This is a genomic window from Naasia lichenicola, from assembly GCF_004801885.1.
Lineage (GTDB): Bacteria > Actinomycetota > Actinomycetes > Actinomycetales > Microbacteriaceae > Naasia > Naasia lichenicola.
In genome coordinates this window covers 229,960-252,943 of sequence record NZ_SSSM01000004.1, presented here as the reverse complement: position 1 = coordinate 252,943, position 22,984 = coordinate 229,960, and the positions used below count along the sequence as shown (strand labels likewise).

Genomic DNA, 22,984 nt, shown 5'->3' with positions numbered 1-22,984 from the left:
CGGGGAGGAATCGCGTGAACGCAGATCTACTGGTTGTGGGGTCCGGGTTCTTCGGATTGACGATCGCCGAGCGTGCTGCCAACGAGCTGGGGCTCAATGTCCAGGTCATCGAGCGCCGCCATCACATCGGCGGCAATGCGTACAGCGAGAACGAGGCCGAGACGGGAATCGAGGTCCATCGCTACGGTGCGCACCTCTTCCACACATCGAACGAGAGCGTGTGGGAGTACGTCAACCGCTTCACCCGCTTCACCGATTACGTGCACCGCGTGTACGCCGACTACAACGGCGAGGTCTATCCGCTGCCCATCAACCTGGGCACGATCAACCAGTTCTTCCGGGCCGCGCACGGGCCCGCTGCGGCGCGCGCGCTCGTGCAGGAGCTCGCTGCAGAAGGGGCGACCGGCGATCCTCAGAACCTGGAGGAGAAGGCGATCTCGCTGATCGGGCGCCCGCTCTATGAAGCCTTCATCCGCGACTACACGGCGAAGCAATGGCAGACCGACCCGACGGACCTGCCCGCGGAGGTGATCAGCCGGCTCCCAGTCCGCTACACCTACGACAACCGCTACTTCAACGACGCCCACGAGGGGCTGCCCGTCGATGGCTACACGGCCTGGCTGGAGCGGATGGCGGACAATCCCCGCATCGACGTCACGCTCGAGACGGATTTCTTCGATGCGTCGCAGCCGTGGAACAAGGCCGCAACTGTCGGCTCGATCCCCATCATCTACACCGGCCCGATCGACCGATACTTCGACTACAGCGAGGGCGAGCTCGCATGGCGCACCCTCGACTTCGAGGAGGAGGTGCTCCAAGTCGGGGACTTCCAGGGCACCAGTGTGATGAACTACGCCAATCGGGACGTGCCGTACACCCGCATCCACGAGTTCCGGCACTTCCACCCGGAGAGGGATTGGTACCCGAAGGACAAGACCGTGATCATGCGCGAGTTCTCGAGGTTCGCCACCCGCGCGGATGAGCCCTATTACCCGGTCAACACCGCTCAGGACCGCGAACGGCTGCTCGCCTACCGCGAGCTGCAGAAGGGCGAGGCGAAGGTGCTCTTCGGAGGACGACTGGGCACCTACCAGTACCTCGACATGCACATGGCGATCGGAGCCGCGCTCTCCGCGTTCCAGAACAAGGTCGCCCCGATGTTCGGAGCCGGGGCGTGACTCCGGCTTCCCCGGCTGCCCCCGTCGAACTCCAGTTGCTGCAGCGGGTGATCCTCCCGCTCGAGCACGACCCGGGAGTCCTTCCGCTCTACGTCGACGCCGACTACTGGACCACGGTCCCACTCCCGAAGGATGCTCGCGCCATCGCACGGCGCGAGCCGTGGGATGAAGACCTCAAGCGGGTCCCGATGCGGGTCTCCGACTTCGGGGAGCTCAGTGACCTCGTCGAGGACTCGGGCTTCAGGGTGCCTCGGCGGCGCAAGGTGTCGTTCGGGACGTACTTCAACGCCTTCCCCGCCTCGTATTGGAAACGGTGGACGTCATTGGAGTCGGTCGTCCTGCGGGTCGCGACGACCGGGGTCGGCCAGATCATGGTCTACCGCTCCAACGCGCGCGGAGTCGTGCAGCAGGTCGACTCTTCGACGCAGCGAGAAGCGGGCGCAGCCACCTTCGAGCTGCCGTTCACCTTCTTCGGCGACGGCGGCTGGTACTGGTTCGACCTCATCGCCGAGGAGGATGACTTCGCGCTCACCGAAGCCGGCTGGCACGCACCAGCTGGCAGCGCGCCTACCCGAGGCCGGATCGGAACGGCCAGCATCGGCATCACGACGCTCAACCGCGGGGAGTACTGCGCCAAGCTGCTCGCCGACATCGGCGCCAAGCCGGACGTGGTGGCGACACTCGATCGCATCTACGTCGTCGATCAGGGCTCCGAGAAGATCGTCGACGCTCCCGGATTCGATGTCGCCAAGGAGCGCCTGGGAGACAAGCTGCAGGTCATCGAGCAAGGGAACATCGGCGGGTCCGGCGGCTTCTCACGCGGGATGTTCGAGACGGTCGACGCAGGCGAGTCGGACTACGTCCTGCTGCTCGACGACGACATCGCCATCGAGCCGGAGAGCATCCGCCGCGCGGTCCGATTCGCCGACTACACGGTCACGCCGACGATCGTCGGCGGTCACATGTTCGACATGTACGACCGCAGCAAGCTGCATGCCTTCGCCGAGACCATCGAGATGAACAACTTCATCTGGGGTCCGGCTACCCCTGGCCGGCACGACCTGGGTGCCTCCAACCTCCGCCAGACCCGCTGGATGCACAAGCGATTCGATGTGACATACAACGGCTGGTGGATGTCCCTCATCCCTGTCGAGATCGTCAAGGAGATCGGGCTGTCGCTGCCGGTCTTCATCAAGTGGGACGACGCCGAGTACTCGCTTCGCGCGGCCGACCACGGCTATGCCACCGTCACCCTTCCCGGCGCCGCCGTCTGGCACGTGTCATGGGTGGACAAGGACGACTCTCAGGACTGGCAGGCGTTCTATCACGCTCGCAATCGGCTGATCGCCGCCCTCCTGCACTCGCCGATGCCGCGAGGCGGCAGGCTGCAGCGCGCCAACTTCGCGACCGATCTCCGGCATCTGCTCACGATGCAGTACTTCGCCGCCGCTGCGCGCATCGAGGCGTACAGGAACGTTCTCGCCGGCCCCGAGGCGCTGTTCTCCGAACTGGACACCCGACTCGGCAAGACGCGAGCGCTCGCTGGTCGATTCAGCGAGGGCAGCCCCATCCGCGACCTGACATCACTCCCTTCAGGCCTCAAGCTCGACCGCCAGCGGGTCGAGACGGATGAGTCCCCGACTCGACTGGCCGCCCTCCCGTGGCTTCTGCGGACCGTCGCGCGTCACTTCTTCTCGCCTGCGAGCGCGGACGACAAGAGACCCGCGCAGGCTCATCTCGCGTTCGCGACAGCACGCTGGTGGGTGACTCCCGACTTCGACAGCGTCCTGGTCTCGAACGCTGAAGGGTCGGCGGTGCTCTGGCATCGACGCGACCGGCGCATCTTCCGGGCAGGTCTGTTGAACGCCCTCCGCTTCGCCTACATCCTGCGCAGGGAGTGGCCGCAGCTGTCGAGCCGCTATCGGAGCTCCCTGTCGGACCTCGTCAGCGTCGAGACGTGGGGACGATACTTCGAACAGCGAGGGCGCTCGCCGCGCTGAGCTAGGCCGCCTCATCGCGGCGTCTCGCTCGCCCCATCCAGATGCGCCCTCGACTGGGGCCAGCCCCGCCAGACGTATGACCCGCGATCCGGCGGGACATGTGTCACTCTTGGAAGGTAAGCCTGGGGGGGCTTGGGGGAAGAATGTTCAAACGTATTTTCGCGATGGCGGCGGCCGCTCTCGCTGTGGTCGGCATCCTGCAGCTCATGCCCGCGATGGCGGACGCAGAGGACGCGGCCGTTGCCGCTGATCTGAGCGTGTTCGACCCCGGACGGATCATCGACGACTCGATCTTCTTCAACGGCTCGGCGATGACCGCCCAGCAGGTGCAGGCGTTCCTCGTGTCCAAGCGTCCGACGTGCTCCAATGGGTACACCTGCCTCAAAGACCTCCGCATCGATACGACGAACAAGTCAGTCGACCCGATGTGCCGGGGCTACGTCGGCACGGCCTACGAGTCCGCCGCCGACATCATCGCAAAGGTCGGACAGTCCTGCGGCGTGAGCCCGAAGGTCCTGATCGTCATGCTGCAGAAGGAGCAGGGACTCGTCACGAGCTCCGCGCCGAGCAGCCAGAACTACCGCGCGGCGATGGGCATGGCCTGCCCTGACACTGCTCCATGCGATGCCGAGTACTACGGATTCTTCAACCAGGTCTATGGTGCAGCTCAGGCGTTGGTCCGCTACACACAGCCTGCTGGGACCGGCAGCGGCACCTCGTACTACTCACGCTACGACTTGATGTATCCCGTCGGTCAGACGAGCAACGTCCCCTACCACCCCAATTCCGCGTGCGGAACCAAGCGCGTGACCATTGCCAATCAGGCAACGCACGCGCTGTACGTCTACACGCCGTACACTCCGAACGCCGCGGCGCTCGCCTCTGCCTACGGCGTCGGCGACAGCTGCTCGGCATACGGGAACAGGAACTTCTTCACCTACTTCTCCGACTGGTTCGGAGCCACTCGCGGGCCCGAGGTCGGCTCGGCGTTCGTCGACTACTACGCGACGAACTCGTCGTGGCTGGGGTTTCCGCTCTACGCAGCGAGCTGTGACGTCGTCGGATGCCGTCAGCAGTTCTCAGGAGGCATGGTCTTCTCGGGAGCCACCACGGGGGTGCACGGAGCACGGCCGGAGTTCCTCGCTGCATGGGGAAACCAGGGCCGTGAGTACGGGCCGCTCGGTCTGCCGACGTCCGAACGACTCTGCGACATGGGAGGCGGCGCCTGCCGCCAGGAGTTCCAGGGCGGCTGGCTCGTGCAGTCCGACCGCATCGGCTTCCGCCTCGTAGCCAATACCGAGCGCGCGGTCTGGGGGAACTGGGGTCGCGAGTACGGCATGCTCGGCCTGCCTATCGCAGACCGCTGGTGCACGGCCGCTATCTGCGTGCAGCAGTTCGACGGTGGCTGGATGGTCACCTCGTCGGCGACGGGGACCCAGGTCGTGCCGAACGCCGTCCGGGAGACATGGGGCAATTGGGGTCGTGAGTTCGGCATGCTCGGACTCCCGTCCGGCGCCCCGTCCGTGCCGGGGGGCTCGTCCTACACGCAGGCCTTCCAGGGAGGAGTGGTGACGGTCACCAACAACGTCGCCGTCGTCACCTCCAGCACCGACCCGTGGTGGAACGCGATCGTCACGTCGCCGTGGCTCGGAGCGCCGACCGCTGCCCAGTCCTGCACTCTCTCGGGCGGGGCCTGCTTCCAGAGCTTCGCCGGCGGGTGGGTGGTGAAGAGCCCGTCCGGCGCCTACGCAGTTCCCAACGCGGTGCGCGCGGCCTGGGGCGACTGGGGCAGGGAGTACGGCATCCTCGGCTTCCCGACAGCTGCGCCCTCGAGCAATCCGACAGCCGGCAACTACACCCAGAACTTCCAGGGAGGTGTGATGACGGTGACCGGCGGCGTTGCCAAGGTCACATCCAGCTCCGATCCGTGGTGGAACGCAGTGCTGACCTCGCCTTGGCTCGGCACCGCGAACGCGGCCCAGACGTGCAGCCTTGGCGGCGGCGCCTGCTACCAGGACTACCAGGGCGGCTGGGTCGTCAAGAGTCCCGCTGGCGCGTTCGCCGTGCCTGTGACTGTTCGCCAGACGTGGGGAGACTGGGGCCGCGAATACGGCATCCTCGGCTTCCCGGCCGGCGCGCCGTCCGCCAACCCCGCCTCGGGGAACTACACCCAGCCCTTCCAGGGCGGGGTGATGACGGTGACCAGCGGGTCCGCCAAGGTCACCTCCAGCACCGACCCGTGGTGGAACGCTGTGCTGACCTCACCGTGGTTGGGCAGCGCGAACGCAGCGCAGTCCTGCAATCTGGGTGGTGGCGCGTGCTATCAGGACTATCAGGGCGGGTGGGTCATCAAGAGCCAGGCCGGCTCCTTCGCGCTGCCGACTGCTGTGCGAGTCGCGTGGGGCTACTACGGCCGAGAGTACGGCTCGCTCGGATTCCCGACAGGTGCCCCGTCTGCCAACCCCACCTCGGGTGCGTACACCCAGGGCTTCCAGGGCGGCTCGATCGCCGTCTCGAACGGAGTAGCGTCCGTCCACGTCAACTGACCGACTCCCGGCGCCGCCTCGGAGTCGGGTCACGCCACCTTTGTAAGGTGGCTAGCAGCGCGCATTCGCGCGCAGTCAGCCACTAGGAGATCATGAGCACGATCGAGCCTGCGTCGCCGGACCGCGCCACGCGGGTGGATGTCTTCCTGCAGTATTACCGTCCACATGTCTCCGGTCTCACCAATATGGCCGCGGTGCTCGCCGAATACGCCGGAGAGCACGGGTACGACATGCACGTGCACTGCGTGTCAAAAGACGGCTCGCCGTACAGGCGAGTCGAGAACGGCGTCACGGTCCACGCCTACCGCAAGTCGTTCAACCTCGGCAGGGGCGCGTTCTCGGTGGGGTTGATCCGCTCCATGTGGCGGATGCGTAAGCGCGGCGGAATCGCCCACGTGCACATGCCCTATCCCGAGTCGTTCGTGATCGCCGCACTGTTCCGCCGCGGCTGGAAGCTGGTAGGCACCTATCAGTGTGACGCTCCGACAGAGGGGCTCGGCGATCGACTCATCGCTGCCGCACTGGACCTCTCGCACCGATCCTTCATCCGGCGTTCCGCAATCACTGTGGCATCCAGCGCGGATTACGCCGACAGCTCCCGACTGCACGCGGTCATGGCGCAGAACGATCGGGAGATCATCCCTGTGACCGCCATCGACCGGGCGGGAGGCGAACCTCGCTATCGGATCGAAGGCAAACGTCTGATCGGGTTCATGGGGCGGCCCACCTCTGAGAAGGGCATCAACGTGCTCATCTCAGCGATGGAGCGGATGCCGCACGACGACGTGGCACTGCTGTTCGCCGGACCCGTCTCAGGACTCTCGGAGAAGCTCGGCTACGACACCGCCCGTCTCCAGGCGCTCATCGATCAGGGCCGTGCCCACTCCGTCGGATTCCTCGAGGAGGACGACATCAAGCACTACTACGCCTCCCTCGACGTCTTCGTGTTCCCTTCGATCAACTCGTTCGAGGCGTTCGGCATCGTGCAGGTCGAGGCGATGTCCGCAGGGATCCCGGTGGTGGCATCGGACATCCCAGGAGTGCGCACGGTCGTGCAGACCACAGGCTTCGGCGAGATAACCAAGGCGGGCAACGACGCCGATCTGCTTCGGGGACTGCTGGTCGCGCTGGAAACCGGATACGACACTCAGAGCGTCCGTTCCGTACTCGATGCGAAGTACCTTCCGCCCGTGCCGCACGAGGCTTACAGGCGTCTGTACGACCAGCTCGCCTGACGACGGTGCCGACGCGGCTCGTCAGTCCCCGCCGTCGGACATGGCAGTCGGGGCCCGGAATGCGTCGGCGACCGACTTCGCAGCCCTCCAGCCGAGGACCTGCTGCGCTCGACGTGGGTCGGAGACGCTGAACGTCGGTGGCCCGACCGGTGCTGAAAGGAAGCTGCCCGGGGGCGCCAGCCCTGCGAGCGCCGCATTGCTGATGCCCACGCCTGTTCCCACATTGAGAGTGAGAGGTCCTGGTGCCATGAGGGCGAGAGCCGCACCGACGGCGCTTGCGACGTCTGCGCCGTGGATGTAGTCGCGGACGAATGACTCGCTGACCTGCAGCTGAGGTGCATCCGTGGCATCCAGCAGCCGATTGATCAGAGAGCGTCGAAAGCCGGGACCCCAGACGTTGAACACTCGGAGGGAGATGCCGAGGAACTCGTCGCCTGCGGCGTCGACCAGGAGCTTCTCCGATCCAGCTTTCAGCATCGCATACGGTGTCGAGCCGGCCAGTGGCGATGACTCGCTGCGGGGACGGCGCTCGTCCGTTCCGTAGACGGCGGCGCTCGAGACGAAGACGAATCGGCGGGTGGCGGCATCTCGCGCCCGCCTCAGCACATGGTCCAGGGCGTCAAGGTGCGCACGGCTGCTCCCCGGATCGGTCGCTGTCGGACTGGCAAGGTACACGACGCTCTCGAAGGAGGCGGAGGTAAAGAGCTCGTCGACGCCCGCGCGGTCGGTCACGTCGAGCGAGTGCTCGCCGACCCGCGAGGTGGCGAGGACGTCACTGCCCGACGCGGTCAGCTCCGCATCGATCAGCCGACCCAGGGGGCTCGATCCGCCGATCAGCAGGACCGAAGGAGTCATTGAAGAGAAGTGAACCCGAAGGCGCGCAGCTCGTCGCGGAGCTCGTCGTCGGTGATCGAATAGGTGCGCGTGCGCTCGAGCAGCCTCTTGGCCCATCGAAGCGTGTCGCCACGCTCGTGATCGTCATCCTCAGTGACCACGAAGATCTTGGGGTGGGTCGTCGCATCCACCGCGCTCGCGCGGTAGGACAGCTCCTCGTACATCTTCTCTCCTGGGCGCAGACCCACGATATCGACGGAGAGGGAGGGGTTGACCGCATCGATGAGGCCTTGCGCAAGATCGAACACCCGTATCGGCTCGCCCATGTCGAGCACGAAGAGGTCGCCATGCCGCCCCGATGTCGCCGTCTGGATGACGAGCTGCGCCGCCTCGTCGATGGTCATGAAGTACCGAGTGATCCCAGGATCGGTGACTGTGAGGTTCTTGCCGGCCGCGAGCTGCTTCCGGAAGGTCTGCATGACGCTTCCCTCGCTCTCCAGCACGTTGCCGAAGCGCACGGCGGAGTAGACCGTCGACGCCCCCTCGGCCTCACCCACGTCATGCAGCAACAGCTCGCCGATCCGCTTCGTCGAACCCATCACGTTGGTCGGGTTGACAGCCTTGTCGGTCGAGACGTAGACCACCCGGCCGACGCCGTGACGGGCCGCCTGGGTCAAGACGTTCATCGTCCCCCAGACGTTGTTGTTGAACGCCTCGACCGCGTTGTCCTGCATCAGCGGGACATGCTTGTACGCCGCCACGTGGAAGACGATGTCTGGCCGGTGGCGCTCCATGAGCTGGGCGATCCGGGGCTCCGATTGGATGTCGCCGATCTCGAGCACGAAGTTCGGGATGTCCTGGAGGCTCCGTCCGAGATGGAAGATCCCGCTCTCGGACCGATCGACACATACGACTAGCTGCGGGTCGAGGAGGTGGATCTGGGTGGCGAGCCGCGAGCCGATCGATCCGGCGGCGCCCGTGACCAGCACGCGCTTGCCCGCGATCAGCGAGCGGGCGCTCATCATGTCGTGCTTCACCGGGGCACGTCCGACGAAGTCGAGGACATCCACATCTGTGAGGTCATCGACGGAGACCCGCTCACGTGAGACCACTCGATACGTGCGGGGGATGATCGCCAGCTCGACGCCGCTCGGCATATGGGCGACGAAGTCGCGCACCACGTCGCCTTCGGCTGACGGGATGGCGAAGTAGACGACCTGCGCGTCGATGCGAGCGCACACCTCGGCTACCTCGTCGAGCCGGCCGAGGACCTCATCGGATCCGGACACATCGTCCAGGAAGCCGAGCACAAGATCGCCGGCGGTGCGGACATCGTCCGCAAGACTGGTGCCTGCGGTGCCGTGCCCGGCAATGAGTACTCGCCGCGGACCACGTGAGCCTCTCGCGGGTCGATCGCGCTGCTGCCCGGGTTCGTTCGCCGTAGTCATCGCCTCGATGCTACCCGCGGAGGTCCGTGGGCTGGCCGTAGGGTGACGGTATGCCCCACCGCGTCGCCATCGTCGTCCGCACCAAGGACCGGCCGTACTTCCTGCGTCGCGCACTCGCCGACATCACCGCCCAGTCATTCCAGGACGCGGAGGTGGTCGTCGTCAACGATGGCGGTGAGCGCGCCGAGCTCGAGCGCGTGGTTGCCGACGCATCCATCCGCGACCGGGTGACGGTCATCGAGTCCGAGGGACCGGGAGGACGCTGTGCAGCGGCCAATACGGGGCTGCGCTCGACGAAGGCCCCCTTTGTCGTGCTGCACGACGATGACGACCTGTGGCACCCCGCATTCCTCGAGACGACGGTCGCAGTCCTCGACGGCGCGCCGACGGCGGCGGGCGCCATGGTGCCCACCGAGATCGTGATCGAGGAGGATCGCGGGGGTGAGTGGACCGAGACGGAGCGAGTGCCGTTCTGGGCGGGACTCACGGAAGTCGGCCTCTCCAATCTGCTCGAGGTCAACCGCGCGGTGCCTATCTCGTTCCTCTACCGGCGGGACCTGCACGAGCAGGTGGGCTTCTACGACGAAGCGCTCGAGACAGTGGAGGACTGGGACTTCTACCTCCGAGTGGCCGCCGTGGCTCCGATCGTCTTCATTCCCGGGACTGCCCTCGCCTACTGGACGCACCGCCCAGCCGCGCGGGGAGCCGACGCCAACAGCATGTTCGAGCTCGATGCCGCTCACCGACGCGACGACATCGCCGTCCGCGAACGGGAGCTGCGCGGCTGGGTGGCGCGGGAGGGGCTCGGACTGCCGCTCTATCTGGCCGCCATGGAGCAGCGGATCGTGGAGCGCACAGTCGAGGCGACGGTCGAGGCGACGCGGCGACTCATCCAGATGGAGTTGCGTGAGCAGAGAGAAGCGATCGCATCAGATCTGCTCGCGGCGCACCCGATATGGTCTCGCCTCCGCAGGCTGCGGTCGAGGCTGCGGTCGAGGGTGCGTCGTTCGGTGAGCTGATCAGCCGCCGAGGTCTCGCATCGACGCGCGTTCTCGCTCGACGGCGGCAGCGACCCGTGCTGCGATCGCCGCGTGTCCCGAATCATCCACGTGAACCCCGTCCGGCCCAAGGCTCGCTCGGCTGATCGCATTCGGTTCGCTCAAGGACACGTGGATCCCATTCACTGCACCAGCGGCATCTTGGACTTCGGAATCCAACTCCACGACCGCGCCCGCGACGAGGCCAGGAGTGGATGGACCAACGGCGACGATGAGTGCATCAGGCAGTCCATCCCTCAGTGCGCGGTAGACGGCAGCGATCCGTGAGCCCTCGGCATACCGGTCCATCTCGAGGTCGTCGAAATCGTTCTGACCGCCCGCAACGACGACTATGTCGGGCCGGGAGGCGATGACCTCCGGGACCATCTCGAGATAGCTGGGGCAGTAGGCGAGCCCGCAGCCCGTGACGCCCGAAGTGCTGATGTAGCCGGACCCTCCGCGCGCGAAGTTCATCTCCTTCCACTGCTCGCGTGCCGACAAGAGGCTCGTCCACCGGAGCGATTCGCTGCTCGCACCGTTTCCCTGACTGTAGGAATCGCCGATGAAGGCTGCGGTCACAGGCAGGGTCGAAGTGGCTGGTGCTACCTGGAGGCCGTCCTTCGGCTTCGCCGGTGAGGCGCCTCCGATCCCCGATACCAGAAAGCACGCGATGATGGCCGCGCCCATCGCCGTGTGCGCGCCAGATGGCCGCGCCCTGGCCGCTCGCAACCGCGTCACACCGCGAGCCTAGGACCCGATCGGTTCTGCTGACACCGCCGCCGACGGACAGTCCGGAGCAGCCCGCAACGTCATCTCGCCGATGGCGTTCTCGCTATCATGGCGAGACCTGAGTCGCCCGCGTGCGACCTTTCGCGACCTGGAGGCGTCACTTTTGGGAACCAAGTCGGCATTGATCACCGGGGTCACAGGCCAGGACGGTGGCCACCTCACCAAGCTCCTCCTCGAGGAGGGATACGAGGTCTTCGGCGTCATTCGAGGTCAGAGCAACCTGAAGAAGGACGTCTTCCTTCAGGAGTTCCCGGCTGTCACGCTCATCGAGGCGGATCTGCTCGATTCATCCTCCCTGATCCGCGCCGTCGAGCAGTCGGACCCCGACGAGTTCTACAACCTGGCGGCCATCAGTCACGTCGGCTACTCCTTCAAGAACCCGACTCTCACCCTCGACACGACCGGCCGAGGCGTCCTGAACGCTCTCGAGGCGATCCGACTCACCGGCCGGGCCGAGAAGACGAAGTTCTACCAGGCTTCGACGTCGGAGATGTACGGCGGGCTGGATTACAACCGTCCAGGTCTCGGCTACGACGAGAACTCGCTGTTCCACCCGAGGAGCCCCTATGGGGTCGCCAAGCTCTACGGTCACTGGATCACCAAGAACTACCGTGAGAGCTATGGCATGTACGCATCGTGCGGCATTCTCTTCAACCACGAGGGGGAGAGGCGAGGGCTCGAGTTCGTCACCCGCAAGATCACCGACGCAGTCGCCCGCATCTCGCTCGGACTGCAGGACGATGTTCAGCTCGGCGACCTATGGCCGAAGCGCGACTGGGGGTACGCGGGCGACTACGTGCGCGGGATGTGGCAGATGCTCCAGCACCCGGAGCCGGATGATTTCGTGCTCGCGACGGGGGAGACGCATTCGATCGAGGAGTTCCTCACCCTCGCCTTCGCTCAGATCGGGATCGACGACTGGTCTGCCTATGTGAAGCGGAACGAGAACTTCACCCGTCCCGCCGAGGTGGACATCCTCCTCGGCAACCCGGCGAAGGCGGAGGACATGCTCGGATGGCGTCGCGAGGTGGACTTCCCCGGCCTCGTGGAGACGATGGTCCGCCATGATGTCGCGCGTCTCAGTCCGGGACGCTCGACCGTCGGCGGAGCGGTCTGAACGCGTGACGGCCCTCCCCGACGGCGGTCGAGTCCTCGTCACCGGGGCTACCGGGTTCGTGGGTCGCACGCTCACGGGGCTCCTAGCCGATCGGGGGTACGAGGTCCTCGGCATGGGTTCGGCTCCTCTGGAGCAGTCCGCTGGGATGGAGCATCTGAGCTCGTATCGCTCCTCCGATCTGGCGGATGAGATCGTCCCGTTCACGGATGTCCACGCCGTCGTGCATCTGGCGGGCCTGGCGCAGGTGGGGCGCTCGTTCGATGAGCCTCAGCGCTACATCTCCTCGAACAGTGCGATGTTCACCAATCTCTGCGAGCCGCTGCTGGCGGCAGTGAGCGCAGCACGGATCATCGTCGTCAGCTCGGGCGCTGTCTACTCGGGCTCGACGGCAGCACCCATCGACGAAGGCAGTCCTATCGCGTTCAGCTCGCCGTACGCGGTGTCCAAGGTGCTCGTCGAGAACCAGGCGGCCTACTACCGTGCACGGGGACTCGACACGGTCGTGGCCCGCCCGCTCAACCACATCGGCCCGGGCCAGAGCCGTGGCTACATCGTTCCGGACCTGGCGGCGCGGCTCGCGGATCGAGAGGCGGGTGTGCCGATGCGGGTGGGCAACCTCGACGCCCGCCGCGACTACACGGACGTGCGCGACGTCGCCGAGGCCTATCTCAAGCTGCTCGTCGCCGAGCCCCTGCAGCACGACACCTACAACGTGGCGAGCGGCACGGCGAGGTCGGGGTGGGAGGTTCTCGACGTCCTGGCGGACGCGATGGGCATCCCGTCTCCCGAAGTCGACATGGTGAGGGATCGCGCCATCGATCCGTCGTCGGTTGTCGGCGACGCGAGCCGTCTGCGGAACGAGACGGGCTGGGCCCCCCGGCGTCCGTTCGAAGAGTCGATCCGGGATTTCCTCCGGTCGTCCTGATGGCGGTGATCCCGGGAGAGCCCGGGGTCAGCCCGCCCGCATCATGGCGACGGCTTCCTTGCTGTCGCCATCGAAGGCGATCGATCCGCCGCGCAGCAGCACGCCGCGCTGGCAGAGGTTCGACACCATGTCGAGGTCGTGGCTCACGACCACAAGGGTCTTGCCCGCATCGTGCAGCCCGCGGATGCGGGCGAGGCACTTCTGCTGGAAGGGCTCGTCGCCGACCGCCAGGATCTCGTCGATGAGGAGGATGTCGACCTCGGTGTGGATCGCGACCGAGAACGCCAGCCGGAGGAACATGCCCGAGGAGTAGTGCTTCACCTCGGTGTCGATGAAAGCTTCGATCTCGCTGAAGGCGACGATGTCGTCGAACAGCGCGTCCGTCTCCTTCTTGGACATGCCGAGGATGGCGGCGTTGAGATACACGTTCTCTCGTCCCGACAGGTCGGGATGGAAGCCGGCGCCCACCTCGATGAGCCCGGCCACCCGGCCGCGCGTGAGCACCTTGCCTTCGTCCGGGGAGAGGACCCCCGAGATCAGCTTGAGCATCGTGGATTTGCCCGAACCGTTGTAGCCGAGCAGCGCGACCGACTCACCCTGCTTGATGGAGAACGACACGCCTTCAAGAGCTTGGAATTGAGTGGTCAGCGGCTTGCGTCGCAGCGCTGCGAGGAACGTCTCCTTGAATGAGTGGGTGTGACGGAGAGTGAAGGTCTTGCGCAGGCCATCGACGACGACCGCGTCCGTTCGAGCGGGCTCAGAGGTCTTGAGCAAAGCGACCCTCCAGTCTGCGGAAGACGAACTGCCCGAGCAGCAGGGTTGCGAAGGCGATCGCCAGTCCGGCGAGGCTGGCGGGGACGAGATTCGGCAGGACCAGGCCGTTCTTGGGATGCAAGGGCATCCAGAACCCGGCGTGAGACAACTCCACCGCAGCCGTGATCGGGTTGATGCTGTAGAGAGTGAACAGCGCGCCCTCGCCGACGCGGTCCGCGACGAGGTGCCACTGGTAGAGCACAGGGGACGCCCACACCGCGCACATGCCGATGATCTCGACGAAGCTCTGCGCATCGCGGAAAGCGACGTTCACTGCGCCGAAGAGCATGCCGAGTCCTGTGGCGAAGACGGTGATGATCAGCAGGGAGAGCAGGATGGCGGCGACAGCGCCTAACGAGAACTGCCACCCGGAGATCAGCGCGATCACGAAGACGACGACGACCTGCGGAAGCGTGTTCACCACCGCGACGAGCGTGCTCGCCACTGGGAAGAGCTCACGGGGGATGAAGATCTTCTTGATCAGGGCGGAGTTGTCGATGATGCTGCGGGTGCCGTTCTGGAACGCCTCGGTGAAGAACGTGACGATCATCATCCCGGACAGCAGATACAGCGCGTAGTAGCCGATCGTCTCGCCCTGGCGCAGCACGATGCCGAGCGCGACGAAGAACACCGCGAACTGGGTCAGCGGCTTCACATACGACCACAGCCAGCCGAGGATGGAGCCGCGGTAGCGGATCTGCACCTCCTTCCGCACCAGAAGTGCGAGAAGATGCCTGCGTCGGAAGACGTCGAGGAGGCCGAGGCCGGCACCCGGCGCGCGGAGCGCGGGGACCGAAGTCGTTTCGGTGGTCATGATCTCCTTAGGGGCGCGAGGCACCGCCCGTCGGATTAGTGTAAGTGCCGTTGCGCGCGCAGCACGTTGGCCGGACAGGGGATTCGAATGGTCGAGATCAATGCGTGCGCGCTCTGCCGCGTGAACCAGGCGAGGAGGTGAGCGTCGGCGTGTCCGAATCCCTCGAGCGCGAACCAGACCTCACCATCGTCGTATCGGCAGGCGCGGCGGGCCGAAGCGTCCTCCCCACCGTGAGATCCATCGGGGAGTCGCGCCTTGGGGCATCCCTCGAGATACTGGTCGCCGTCGCCACGGCGGATGCTGCGGCGATGCGCCGCCTGATGGACGAGGCGCAGCTCACCGGCGTCCGCGTCGTCGAGGGCGGCCCCTCTCGCGGAGAGCAGCGCCGCGCTGCTCTTGCGGTGTCTTCCGCGCGGATCGTGGCGATGATCGATGGCGGCGACCTGATCGGAGCCGGATGGCTGGCTGCGGCTGCCGACACTGTCCGCGGCGCTGCGGTGCCCGTGATGGCACATCCAGAGGTGGCGGTGACATTCGGGCGGAGGAGCGGATGGTGGACGCAGCCGTCGCATGAGGACGGTGTCCGTCTGCTTCCGGTCGCCGGCGGTTGGGCGTGCGCGGCAGTCGCTCGGAGAGATACCTGGGAGCAGGTCGCCGCGACCTCGGCGGACGACGAAGTCCTCGACCATGCCTGGCATGGGGCGGCCGTCGACCTCGGAGTCCGGCACGTCCTGATTCCTGAGACACTCGTCTTCCAGCGGGTCTGGACGGACCACGCACCATGGGCGTGGCATCCGGTGCCCCTTCCCGCTCTTGCGTGCCTGTCGGATTCCGGCGGTCGAGCAGAAGTCCCGCCGCGCGCTCAGGCGCCCTCGGCTGCAGCCGCTGTGCTTTCCCGCATTCCCATGGGGCGCCGGGTCGGTCGCGCAGTGAGCGCCATGCAGCGGGCCGTCCGCAGCGACACCGGCCGCGACCCCTTCCCAGAGTGGTGCCGACAGGCCTGGTCGGGAGCGAACACTCTCGAGCCCCTTGTGCCGTACCCCCGGCCCGATGTCTCCGAATGGTACGAGCGGCCCGAGGCGGATCGCGCGGAGCGGGATGCGACGGCGGAGGCGTACTGGTGGGCCCTCGCGGGGCTGGGCGGCTCGGTCGACTACCTCTACTTCGCGCCCTGGCTGCGCACAGGCGGGGGGGATGCAGTGCTGCGGCAGTATGTGCGGACCGTGCGGCGCGTGTCGCCCGCCAGCACGGTGGGGGTTGTGACGACGGAGCCTGTCGAGTCGTCGATGCTGGCCGCTCTGCCCGCGGAGGTTCGCCGCCTAGAGCTGCGCGAGGCCCTGGACGCAGGTGTCCATCGGGATCGCTTCGTCGAGACGATCGTCCCAGCACTCATGGTGCAGCTGCGGCCCAAGGTCATCCACGCCTTCAACTCGACAGTCGCGTTCGACGTGCTCGAGCGGCTCGGGGACAGGATGGCGGTCGAGAGCGGACTGTTCCTCACGACCTTCGCCATCGATCGGTCCGACGACGGCGAGAGACTCTCCGTCCTCTTCCTACGCCGACCAGGGTTCCTCGATCCGATATCGGCCGTACTGGTCGACAGCGAGCACTTCGTGGAGACCGCTGTGCGTCAGCTCGGCTACGCCCGCGACCGATTCGTGGTGCAGCGCAGTGTGGTGGACGTCGGGCCGATGCGCGCCGCGCGCCCATCGGACGGACCGCTTCGAGTCTTCTGGGCGGGAAGATTCGACCTGCCCAAGCGCCTCGACGTCCTCGCAGGCGTGGCATCGACCGTTCGCGCACGGCGCTTGCCCATCCAGCTGCATTTCTACGGCGTCGAGGTGATGGGGGATCCGGCCCTGACCACGACGTTGCGGCGCCTCGACGAAGCGGGAGCGATCCGCCACCCTCCGTTCGGCGACTTCGCTGATCTCCCCTTCGAGGACCTCGATGTCTATCTGCTCACCAGCGAGTGGGAGGGCGTGCCGCTCACTGTCCTAGAGGCGATGTCGCATGGCGTCCCTGTGGTCGCCCCGATGGTGGGCGGCGTCGGTGAGGTGCTCGACGAGACGACGGGCTTCCCGGTGCAGCGATTCGACGACGTGGACGCCTATGTCGCGCGGCTGCTGGAGATCTCCGCCGACCCGGAACAGGCCGGTCTGAGAGCACATGTCGCTCGGAAGCGGATCGAGAGCGAGTTCAGCACTGCCGCTTTCGAGAGGCGGCTTCGGGAGGTGAAGGGCTACCTGTCGTGAGCCGGCCCTTCCCGGCCGAGCCGTGCTGTCTCTTCGGTTCTGCTCGGCTCCTCTGACCCGCTCTGCGACAGCGACAGCCGCCGGCGTTCGGCGGTCAGCCGAACAGACTGCCTTCCACGGTGCCGAGGAATGCCTGCCAGGAGTGGCGCTCGCGCGCGAAGCGCTCGCCGCCCGAGATCAGCGATCTGCGCAGGTCTATATCGGCCATCAGCCGCTCGACCGCGTCGGCGTAGCCGACAGCGTCGTCGGGACCTGCCGTGAGCAGGCCCGTCTCGCCATCGATGATGATGTCGGGAACGCCGCCCACGTTCGATGCTAGGACCGGCAGGCCCATCTGCAGAGCCTGCACGAGCACAAGGGGAAGCCCTTCAGACTTCGACGTGAGAAGGAGCGTGTGGTAGCCGGAGAGGTCGATGCCGGACAGCCCGCCGCTGTACGGGCCGCGATAGAGCACGCCGGCGCGCGCCAGGTTCTTCATCAGGCCGTCGCCCTCACCGGTCAGAACCCGCTGCCCCCAGATCTCGACCACGGCGGGCAGCTTCCGGCGGGTGAGCTCCTGCGCGATGGCAATCAGGGCGTCGGGGCGCTTCTCCTCGTCGAGCCGGTGCGGCCAGAGCAGGCGGAACGGATGCGCAGCGGTGAAGGCGGTGTCGTCGGACGCGGCCCAGCCGGTCGAAGCAGGGCGTTCCCCCGCCGCTGGCTGCCGGTGGACGAGGATGTGATCCCGGGGGAGGGCCAGGATCTCCTCGATGAGTGCCGCTGTCATCGTGTTGTCGGTGATGAGGCCGTCAATGTGATCCAGGTAGTCGCGCTGGCTGTCATCGGTGATGGGATTGACGGGGAATCCGTCCCCGATCCGATCGAACGCGAACAGAGTCGCGAAGACCCGCGTGCCATCCGTGATCTGTGCCGCGTGATCTTGCAGCGATTCCGTGACGTGGAAGGAATTCACCGAGACCAGCAGCTCCGGGCGGGCGAGGATGATGATCTGGGCGATGAGACGGCGTCGAACGTGCGGTGGGAAGGCCAGCCATCTCTTGTGGAGGTGGACGTAGGGAATGTCGTCCGGGATGAGATCGAGACGAGTGCGCTCCTCGAGGAACGTCCCGAGGAATGAGGTCTTCCCCGAGAACCGCTCGGAGGCCTGCAGCGCTCGCGCGTAGTTGAGCGACACCAGATCGGCCCCGCCGATCCCCACCCACGGCACGGCGACGATTGCGCCGCCCTGCGACGGCAGGCGCTCCAGAGCGGCCTCGATGATCTCTGCATAGCCGTCGTCCCTGGCATGCCAGACCGGGGTGGTCTGGAAGCGATATGCCGCCCAGGAGATCGAGGGGTCGAGTTCGGACGCCGCATGCAGCGCCGAAAGCACTCGAGGTGGGATCTCGCCGATGGTCTCGGTAGCTCCACGTCCGGTGATCGCTCGCGCGGTCCAGCGCGCCGTCCGGTAGATCACGCTTCGGATGTCGCTGCTGAGCCAGCCGGTGAGACGCCGGGCGATAGGGCGGGTGACGTGATACAGCCCGACCAGCGCGTGCCGGAACCCTCGCGAGGACGGGGTATCACCGGCGTGTCCGGTGAGTGGGAGCTGGCGACGGAGTGCGTCGAGGTCGAAGTGCGGCAGCACGGAGATCGCATGCCGGTTGTTGACGCCACCGCGGGCGCGGACGCGGTAGAAGAAGACGGAGTCGTCGACCACGTCATGGGCTATTCCCGCAGCGGATGTGTCGATGTTCCAGATCCAGTCCTCCGGTCCGTATCCCGCCTCAGGTGGCAGGGACCGGTACGGGTGGGCGAGGAACAGGTCGCGGCGGGTCACCGCAGACGACGGCCAGATGTTGTGTCGGATGAGGTCGCGGTACGAGATGTCATGGGTCCGCGTCGACTCGGTCCGCCAGAGGAGCGTTCGGGCGCCGAAGCTCACCACATACTCCGGATGCATCACGAGGGGAACCGTCGAGCTGCGGAGGGCGTGCAGAGCTCCGACGAGGTAGCGCGCCGAGACCAGATCGTCTCCGTCGACGAAGGCCACGTACTCGCCCGTCGCGGCCGTAGCTCCTGCGTTGCGAGACGCGCCGGATTCGCCGAAAGCCACGTCGAGGATGCGCGTCGAGTATGTCGGCGTGGTCCGAGCCGCCCAGCTGTCGGTCTCGCGGATGGTGAGAGCGTCAGCGTTGTCCCGCACCAGGAGGAGCTCGACGGATTCGCCGTCGAGCATCGCGATCCCGCTCTCGACCGACCGCAGGGTGGGGCGAAGCAGTCGTCCCTCGCCGTGGGTCGTGACGACCACTGTGAGATCGACGTGAGGGGGCAGCGGCATGAAATCCTTTCGCGCCGCGAAGCGCAAGGCCCGCGGCTCCGACTCGAGCGTCCGGCGAGAGATTCTCTCATCGGAGCATCTCACGAGCAGGCTGCGCGTACGCGGGTCGTTGGACCCGCCGGCGGATCGAAGTCCTCGATCGGCGGCGCTTTAGGCACCAGGCGGCCTGTCGCCTCGTTCGGCGGACGCACTCCGACGGTAGTCTCGCCCAATGCTCAACATGCTGGCGGGGGCCGTCGGGCTCGTTGTCCAGGCCGCCATCTTCGCCACCGTCTACCTGATCAGCGCGCCGCGTCGGGGGCGCAGCCTGGCGATCCTGATGGGCCTGCTCGTCGCCGTGGACGGCTACGCAGTGGTGTGCCTGGGAGCGATGCTCCTCGGAATCCCGTGGACCGCCTTCAACCCGATTCTGGCCGTCGTCATCGGCCTGTCACTGGTCAGTTCCCGACTCCGGGGCAGGCTGCGCCGGACATCCGACTCCGTTCTGCCGCTGCTCCGACGACACGTCGGAGCTCTCGCGATCGTGGCGGCCGTCGTGCTGGTGCAGGTCGTGGCGGCCGCGCTCTCGCCGGAGCTGTCTATCGACGGCCAGCTGTACCACGGCCCCGTCCTCGCCGAGCTCGTTCAGCACGGCACCATCTGGGGCTGGGATGTGCCCAACCAGTACATGTTCTACACCGATCTGACCATGGTCACGGGGCTGAACCTCGCTACGTTCACCGGAGCCACGGTCTTCGACAACGGCATACAGATCCCGCATCTGGCGATCCTCATCGCAGCGATCTCGGCCCTCCTGCGCCCACGGTTCCCCTCGTCCTGGTCTCGGGCACCCTTTGCAGCGCTGATGGTGACCACTCCGGTGATCTGGATGCAGCCGCGGATCCTGTACGTGGACCTGGGCTATGCGGCCGCCATCGTCGCCGCTATCGCGCTGATGACCCTGATCCGTCGGCCTCGGACGCCGGACCTTATCGTGCTGGCCGTCACGGTGCTCGCTATCCCCGCGATGAAGCCCGCGGGTCTGCTGACCGGCGCTCTCCTGATCGGCGTCGCCGTCGTGGTGATGGCGATCCGGGGGCGGAACAGCGGTGCTCGCGACGTCCTCCGCGGCGTCGCGCGCTTCGCGATCGCGTTGCTCATCGTCGGTCCGGCCGCTGCAGCCTTCTACCTCCGCAACCTCATCGAGCACGGCAGCCCGGTATATCCCGTCACCACGAGCTTCGGGCCCATCGTCTTCCCCGGCATCATCGACTTCAGTGTCTTCGCCTCGGGTGATCGTGGTTCCGGCCTGGTGGACCCCCTCCGGTGGAAGACCTACGCGGACAACCTGCTGCTCGGCATGACCCAGGGCGTGCTGAAGACCGACTACGACCCTCGGGCGGGTGGGTTTGGCTACATGCCGCTGATCGTTCTGGTACTTGCCATCGCCCTGGTCGCGGTGGGCCTCGTCGTCACTCGTCGCGGAATGAGCCGGCCCTCGAGGTTCCTGATCCCGTGGCGCCCTCAGCTCCTGATGGCGGTCGTGGCCGCCGTCATCCTCCTGCTTCAGCCCGCGACCTTCGATGCGAGGTATGTGATCGGGCCAACCGTCGTGCTCCTGTGCGCCATTCTGCTGTTCGCTCCTGCGGCACCGCCCCGGCGATGGGTCGGAGCCCTCGTCGCCACCATCGCGCTGGTAGCCGCCAGCGCCCAGATCCTCTGGACCGAACGCAATGTTTACCCCGGGCTCGGCGACGTCCGGGCGCTCAGCAGCCTGAACGAGCGGTATCAGCCGAACAGCCCGGGCAATCCATGGGGACAGGGCTTCGCATCGGCCTGGCTGCCCGACGCTCCGGACGAATGCGTGAAGATCACCGTGCAGACGAATGGCGGAGTGGGGTCGGGCGGTGTGCTCGAGGCGACGACGCTCACCACTCTGCCCTACGCGCTGTATGGTCCGGGGCTCTGCAATGACGTGATTCCGGTGCAGCTCGCCCAGTACACGGGGAGCGCGACCCGGCAGGAGGATCCCACGGTCGACTCTGATTTCCTTGTCCTGTATCAGGATGACGAAACCCGCTGGAAGCGTCTCCTCCCGGATTTCTCGTCGTGCCTCACCGCGGTGGAGGACATCGACGCGGACGTCAACTATCCGATCGGGGTCAGGGTCTTCGCCAACCGGTGCACCATCTGACCTGCATGACCGGGCTACCTTCGCGCTCCGACAACGACGCCGTGGCCGCGCTGCGACTCACACCGCCCGGAGCCCGCGGCGCCAGCTGAGCTCCTGGGCGGCGCGCACGACGCAGATGACGAGGCAGAACCAGCCGATCTCCACCAGTGCGAAGCTCTCGGCGGCAGACGTGACCACGATGAGCACGAGCAGCAGCGCCGGCCACACGTGGGTGACCGCTCGGCGGTTGGAGGCCACGATCCACGCGCGGACGAGCGCCAGGCCGATGAACACGATGAAGATCGCGAGGCCGACGATGCCGAGCTGCAGCCACACGTCGATGAAGGCGTTCAGGGCTGAGGTGGGCTCGCGGCCGTTCAGGGTGTCGATGGCGAAGTAGGGAGCTATATCGGTGCGCCACGTGCCGATCCAGCCGAAGCCCTCGAGCGGATTGATCGAAGTCAGCCCGATGATGCGCTGCCAGAGCGCGTAGCGCACTTCGAACTCACCACCTGCATTGAGCGAATCCACGACCCGGGCCCGCAGTGCGTATGCGAAGAAGAGCCCGACCACGGAGGCCGCGGCGATGGCGAGCTGGATGATGGGGCGGTGCTCGGCGCTCGCCCGCCGGATGCCGATCAGCGCCGCCGAGGCGATGAGGACCACGACGGCGGCTCCCGCGGCCACGGGGGAACGGGTGAGCAGGAAGGCGAGACCGGCGACGATGAGGCTGCCGATGGCGACTCCTCTGGGCACCGATCTCGTTGTCAGTTCGATCGCGAACGTGATCCCCGCGATCACCGCGACGATCCCGAGCATGTTGCGCGTGCCGACGATGCCCTGGATCGGGCCGCCGCCCGCCAGGTTGCCGAGGATGCCGAGGAACGAGATCGGGGTGTCGATGAGAAGGCCGGACAGGATCTCCAGCGCCAGCGACAGGACGAGCACCACGCGCAGCACGTCGCCGAACGCGCGCACGATCTGGATGAGATCGCGTGCGACCGCGACGTAGACGGCGAGGAAGGCGATGGCGAGCTGGTAAAGCACGCTCGTGAGCGAAGCGCGGGAGTACTCGCTCCAGGTCAGAGATGCGGCGCTCCAGCCGACGAGGAGGAGCAGGGTGAGCGGAAGCACCCCCTGCCAGTTGAGCTCATCCCGTCGCGCTGCGAGCGACAATGCGGCGCAGAGCGTCAGACCGATGAGGATCGCGACCAGCCCGGGCCAGGCGATCGTGCTGCGAATGACATGGGTGAAGAAGATGGTCGCCACGATCGTGGTCGTCAGAGCGGACGTGACAGGGGCCGACCCGAAGAAGCCCAGCAGCTGGCTGGGGATGCGCAGGGGTGGCTTCGGCACGGTCATGTCGAGGACCACGGTAGCGGCGCATGTTCCTGGACACCCATGCGCACGGCGGCCGGTCGGCACGGCCCCGAGATCCGCGGTCTCCGTCGCTGCGACCGAGCGGATGAGACCCGGTTTGGGGGGCCGCGCTACGGCTGATGACGCAGAGGTCCGCTGTAG

Annotated in this window: 15 protein-coding genes and 1 pseudogene; 9 read left to right on the top strand and 7 right to left on the bottom strand. The window is 66.5% G+C overall.

Annotation, left to right across the window (positions count from 1 at the left end; translation table 11 throughout):
- Positions 1-14 precede the first annotated feature (14 nt).
- The 4 genes from glf to E6C64_RS09330 all read left to right on the top strand — a co-directional run bounded on the left by glf (position 15) and on the right by E6C64_RS09330 (position 6,959).
- Positions 15-1,178, top strand: a complete 1,164-nt coding sequence (gene glf / locus E6C64_RS09345; RefSeq protein ID WP_136427244.1) for a UDP-galactopyranose mutase — start codon at positions 15-17, stop codon at positions 1,176-1,178.
- The gene (locus tag E6C64_RS09340) at positions 1,175-3,178 is read left to right on the top strand and encodes a glycosyltransferase (RefSeq protein ID WP_136427243.1); all 2,004 of its coding nucleotides are present in this window, start codon (positions 1,175-1,177) and stop codon (positions 3,176-3,178) included. The genes glf and E6C64_RS09340 overlap by 4 nt, the downstream gene beginning before the upstream one ends.
- A gap of 143 nt (positions 3,179-3,321) precedes the next feature.
- The gene (locus E6C64_RS09335) at positions 3,322-5,724 is read left to right on the top strand and encodes an LGFP repeat-containing protein (protein ID WP_158437814.1); all 2,403 of its coding nucleotides are present in this window, start codon (positions 3,322-3,324) and stop codon (positions 5,722-5,724) included.
- Between the two features lie 92 nt (positions 5,725-5,816).
- The gene (locus tag E6C64_RS09330) at positions 5,817-6,959 is read left to right on the top strand and encodes a glycosyltransferase (RefSeq protein ID WP_136427241.1); all 1,143 of its coding nucleotides are present in this window, start codon (positions 5,817-5,819) and stop codon (positions 6,957-6,959) included.
- A 21-nt stretch (positions 6,960-6,980) separates the two neighbouring features.
- On the opposite strand, the gene E6C64_RS09325 is transcribed toward E6C64_RS09330, so the two are convergent.
- Positions 6,981-7,814, bottom strand: coding sequence for an NAD-dependent epimerase/dehydratase family protein (locus tag E6C64_RS09325; RefSeq protein ID WP_158437812.1), 834 nt, complete (start codon positions 7,812-7,814; stop codon positions 6,981-6,983).
- Entirely contained in the window at positions 7,811-9,241 is a 1,431-nt protein-coding gene (locus E6C64_RS09320) for an SDR family NAD(P)-dependent oxidoreductase (protein WP_136427239.1), read from the bottom strand. The genes E6C64_RS09325 and E6C64_RS09320 overlap by 4 nt, the downstream gene beginning before the upstream one ends.
- Before the next feature lie 50 nt (positions 9,242-9,291).
- On the opposite strand from E6C64_RS09320, the gene E6C64_RS09315 reads away from it, so the two are divergent.
- The gene (locus E6C64_RS09315; RefSeq protein WP_136427238.1) at positions 9,292-10,260 is read left to right on the top strand and encodes a glycosyltransferase family 2 protein; all 969 of its coding nucleotides are present in this window, start codon (positions 9,292-9,294) and stop codon (positions 10,258-10,260) included.
- Here the strand turns inward: E6C64_RS09315 and E6C64_RS09310 are convergent, their stop codons facing one another.
- Positions 10,261-10,857: an SGNH/GDSL hydrolase family protein gene (locus E6C64_RS09310; RefSeq protein WP_158437810.1), complete on the bottom strand. Its 597-nt coding sequence runs from the start codon at positions 10,855-10,857 to the stop codon at positions 10,261-10,263.
- A 313-nt stretch (positions 10,858-11,170) separates the two neighbouring features.
- On the opposite strand from E6C64_RS09310, the gene E6C64_RS09305 reads away from it, so the two are divergent.
- Together E6C64_RS09305 and E6C64_RS09300 are read left to right on the top strand one after the other, a co-directional pair.
- On the top strand, positions 11,171-12,184 hold the full coding sequence (locus tag E6C64_RS09305; protein ID WP_233255539.1) for a GDP-mannose 4,6-dehydratase: 1,014 nt from the start codon (positions 11,171-11,173) through the stop codon (positions 12,182-12,184).
- 4 nt (positions 12,185-12,188) lie between these two features.
- Positions 12,189-13,109: an NAD-dependent epimerase/dehydratase family protein gene (locus E6C64_RS09300; RefSeq protein ID WP_158437809.1), complete on the top strand. Its 921-nt coding sequence runs from the start codon at positions 12,189-12,191 to the stop codon at positions 13,107-13,109.
- A 27-nt stretch (positions 13,110-13,136) separates the two neighbouring features.
- On the opposite strand, the pseudogene E6C64_RS09295 reads toward E6C64_RS09300, so the two are convergent.
- Positions 13,137-13,724: pseudogene (locus tag E6C64_RS09295) on the bottom strand (ABC transporter ATP-binding protein); the annotation flags it as partial.
- A 142-nt stretch (positions 13,725-13,866) separates the two neighbouring features.
- Complete coding sequence (locus E6C64_RS19420; RefSeq protein ID WP_136427233.1) at positions 13,867-14,736, bottom strand: ABC transporter permease; 870 nt, start codon at positions 14,734-14,736, stop codon at positions 13,867-13,869.
- Between the two features lie 137 nt (positions 14,737-14,873).
- On the opposite strand from E6C64_RS19420, the gene E6C64_RS09285 reads away from it, so the two are divergent.
- Complete coding sequence (locus E6C64_RS09285) at positions 14,874-16,991, top strand: glycosyltransferase family 4 protein (RefSeq protein ID WP_136427232.1); 2,118 nt, start codon at positions 14,874-14,876, stop codon at positions 16,989-16,991.
- Positions 16,992-17,085: 94 nt separating this feature from the next.
- Here E6C64_RS09285 and E6C64_RS09280 read toward each other — a convergent pair whose 3' ends face one another.
- A complete protein-coding gene (locus E6C64_RS09280) occupies positions 17,086-19,311 on the bottom strand; it encodes a glycosyltransferase (RefSeq protein WP_136427231.1) in 2,226 nt (741 codons plus the stop codon).
- A gap of 211 nt (positions 19,312-19,522) precedes the next feature.
- On the opposite strand from E6C64_RS09280, the gene E6C64_RS09275 reads away from it, so the two are divergent.
- On the top strand, positions 19,523-21,484 hold the full coding sequence (locus E6C64_RS09275) for a hypothetical protein (RefSeq protein ID WP_136427230.1): 1,962 nt from the start codon (positions 19,523-19,525) through the stop codon (positions 21,482-21,484).
- Between the two features lie 57 nt (positions 21,485-21,541).
- On the opposite strand, the gene E6C64_RS09270 is transcribed toward E6C64_RS09275, so the two are convergent.
- Positions 21,542-22,825, bottom strand: coding sequence for an O-antigen ligase family protein (locus E6C64_RS09270; protein ID WP_136427229.1), 1,284 nt, complete (start codon positions 22,823-22,825; stop codon positions 21,542-21,544).
- Between the last annotated feature and the right edge of the window lie 159 nt (positions 22,826-22,984).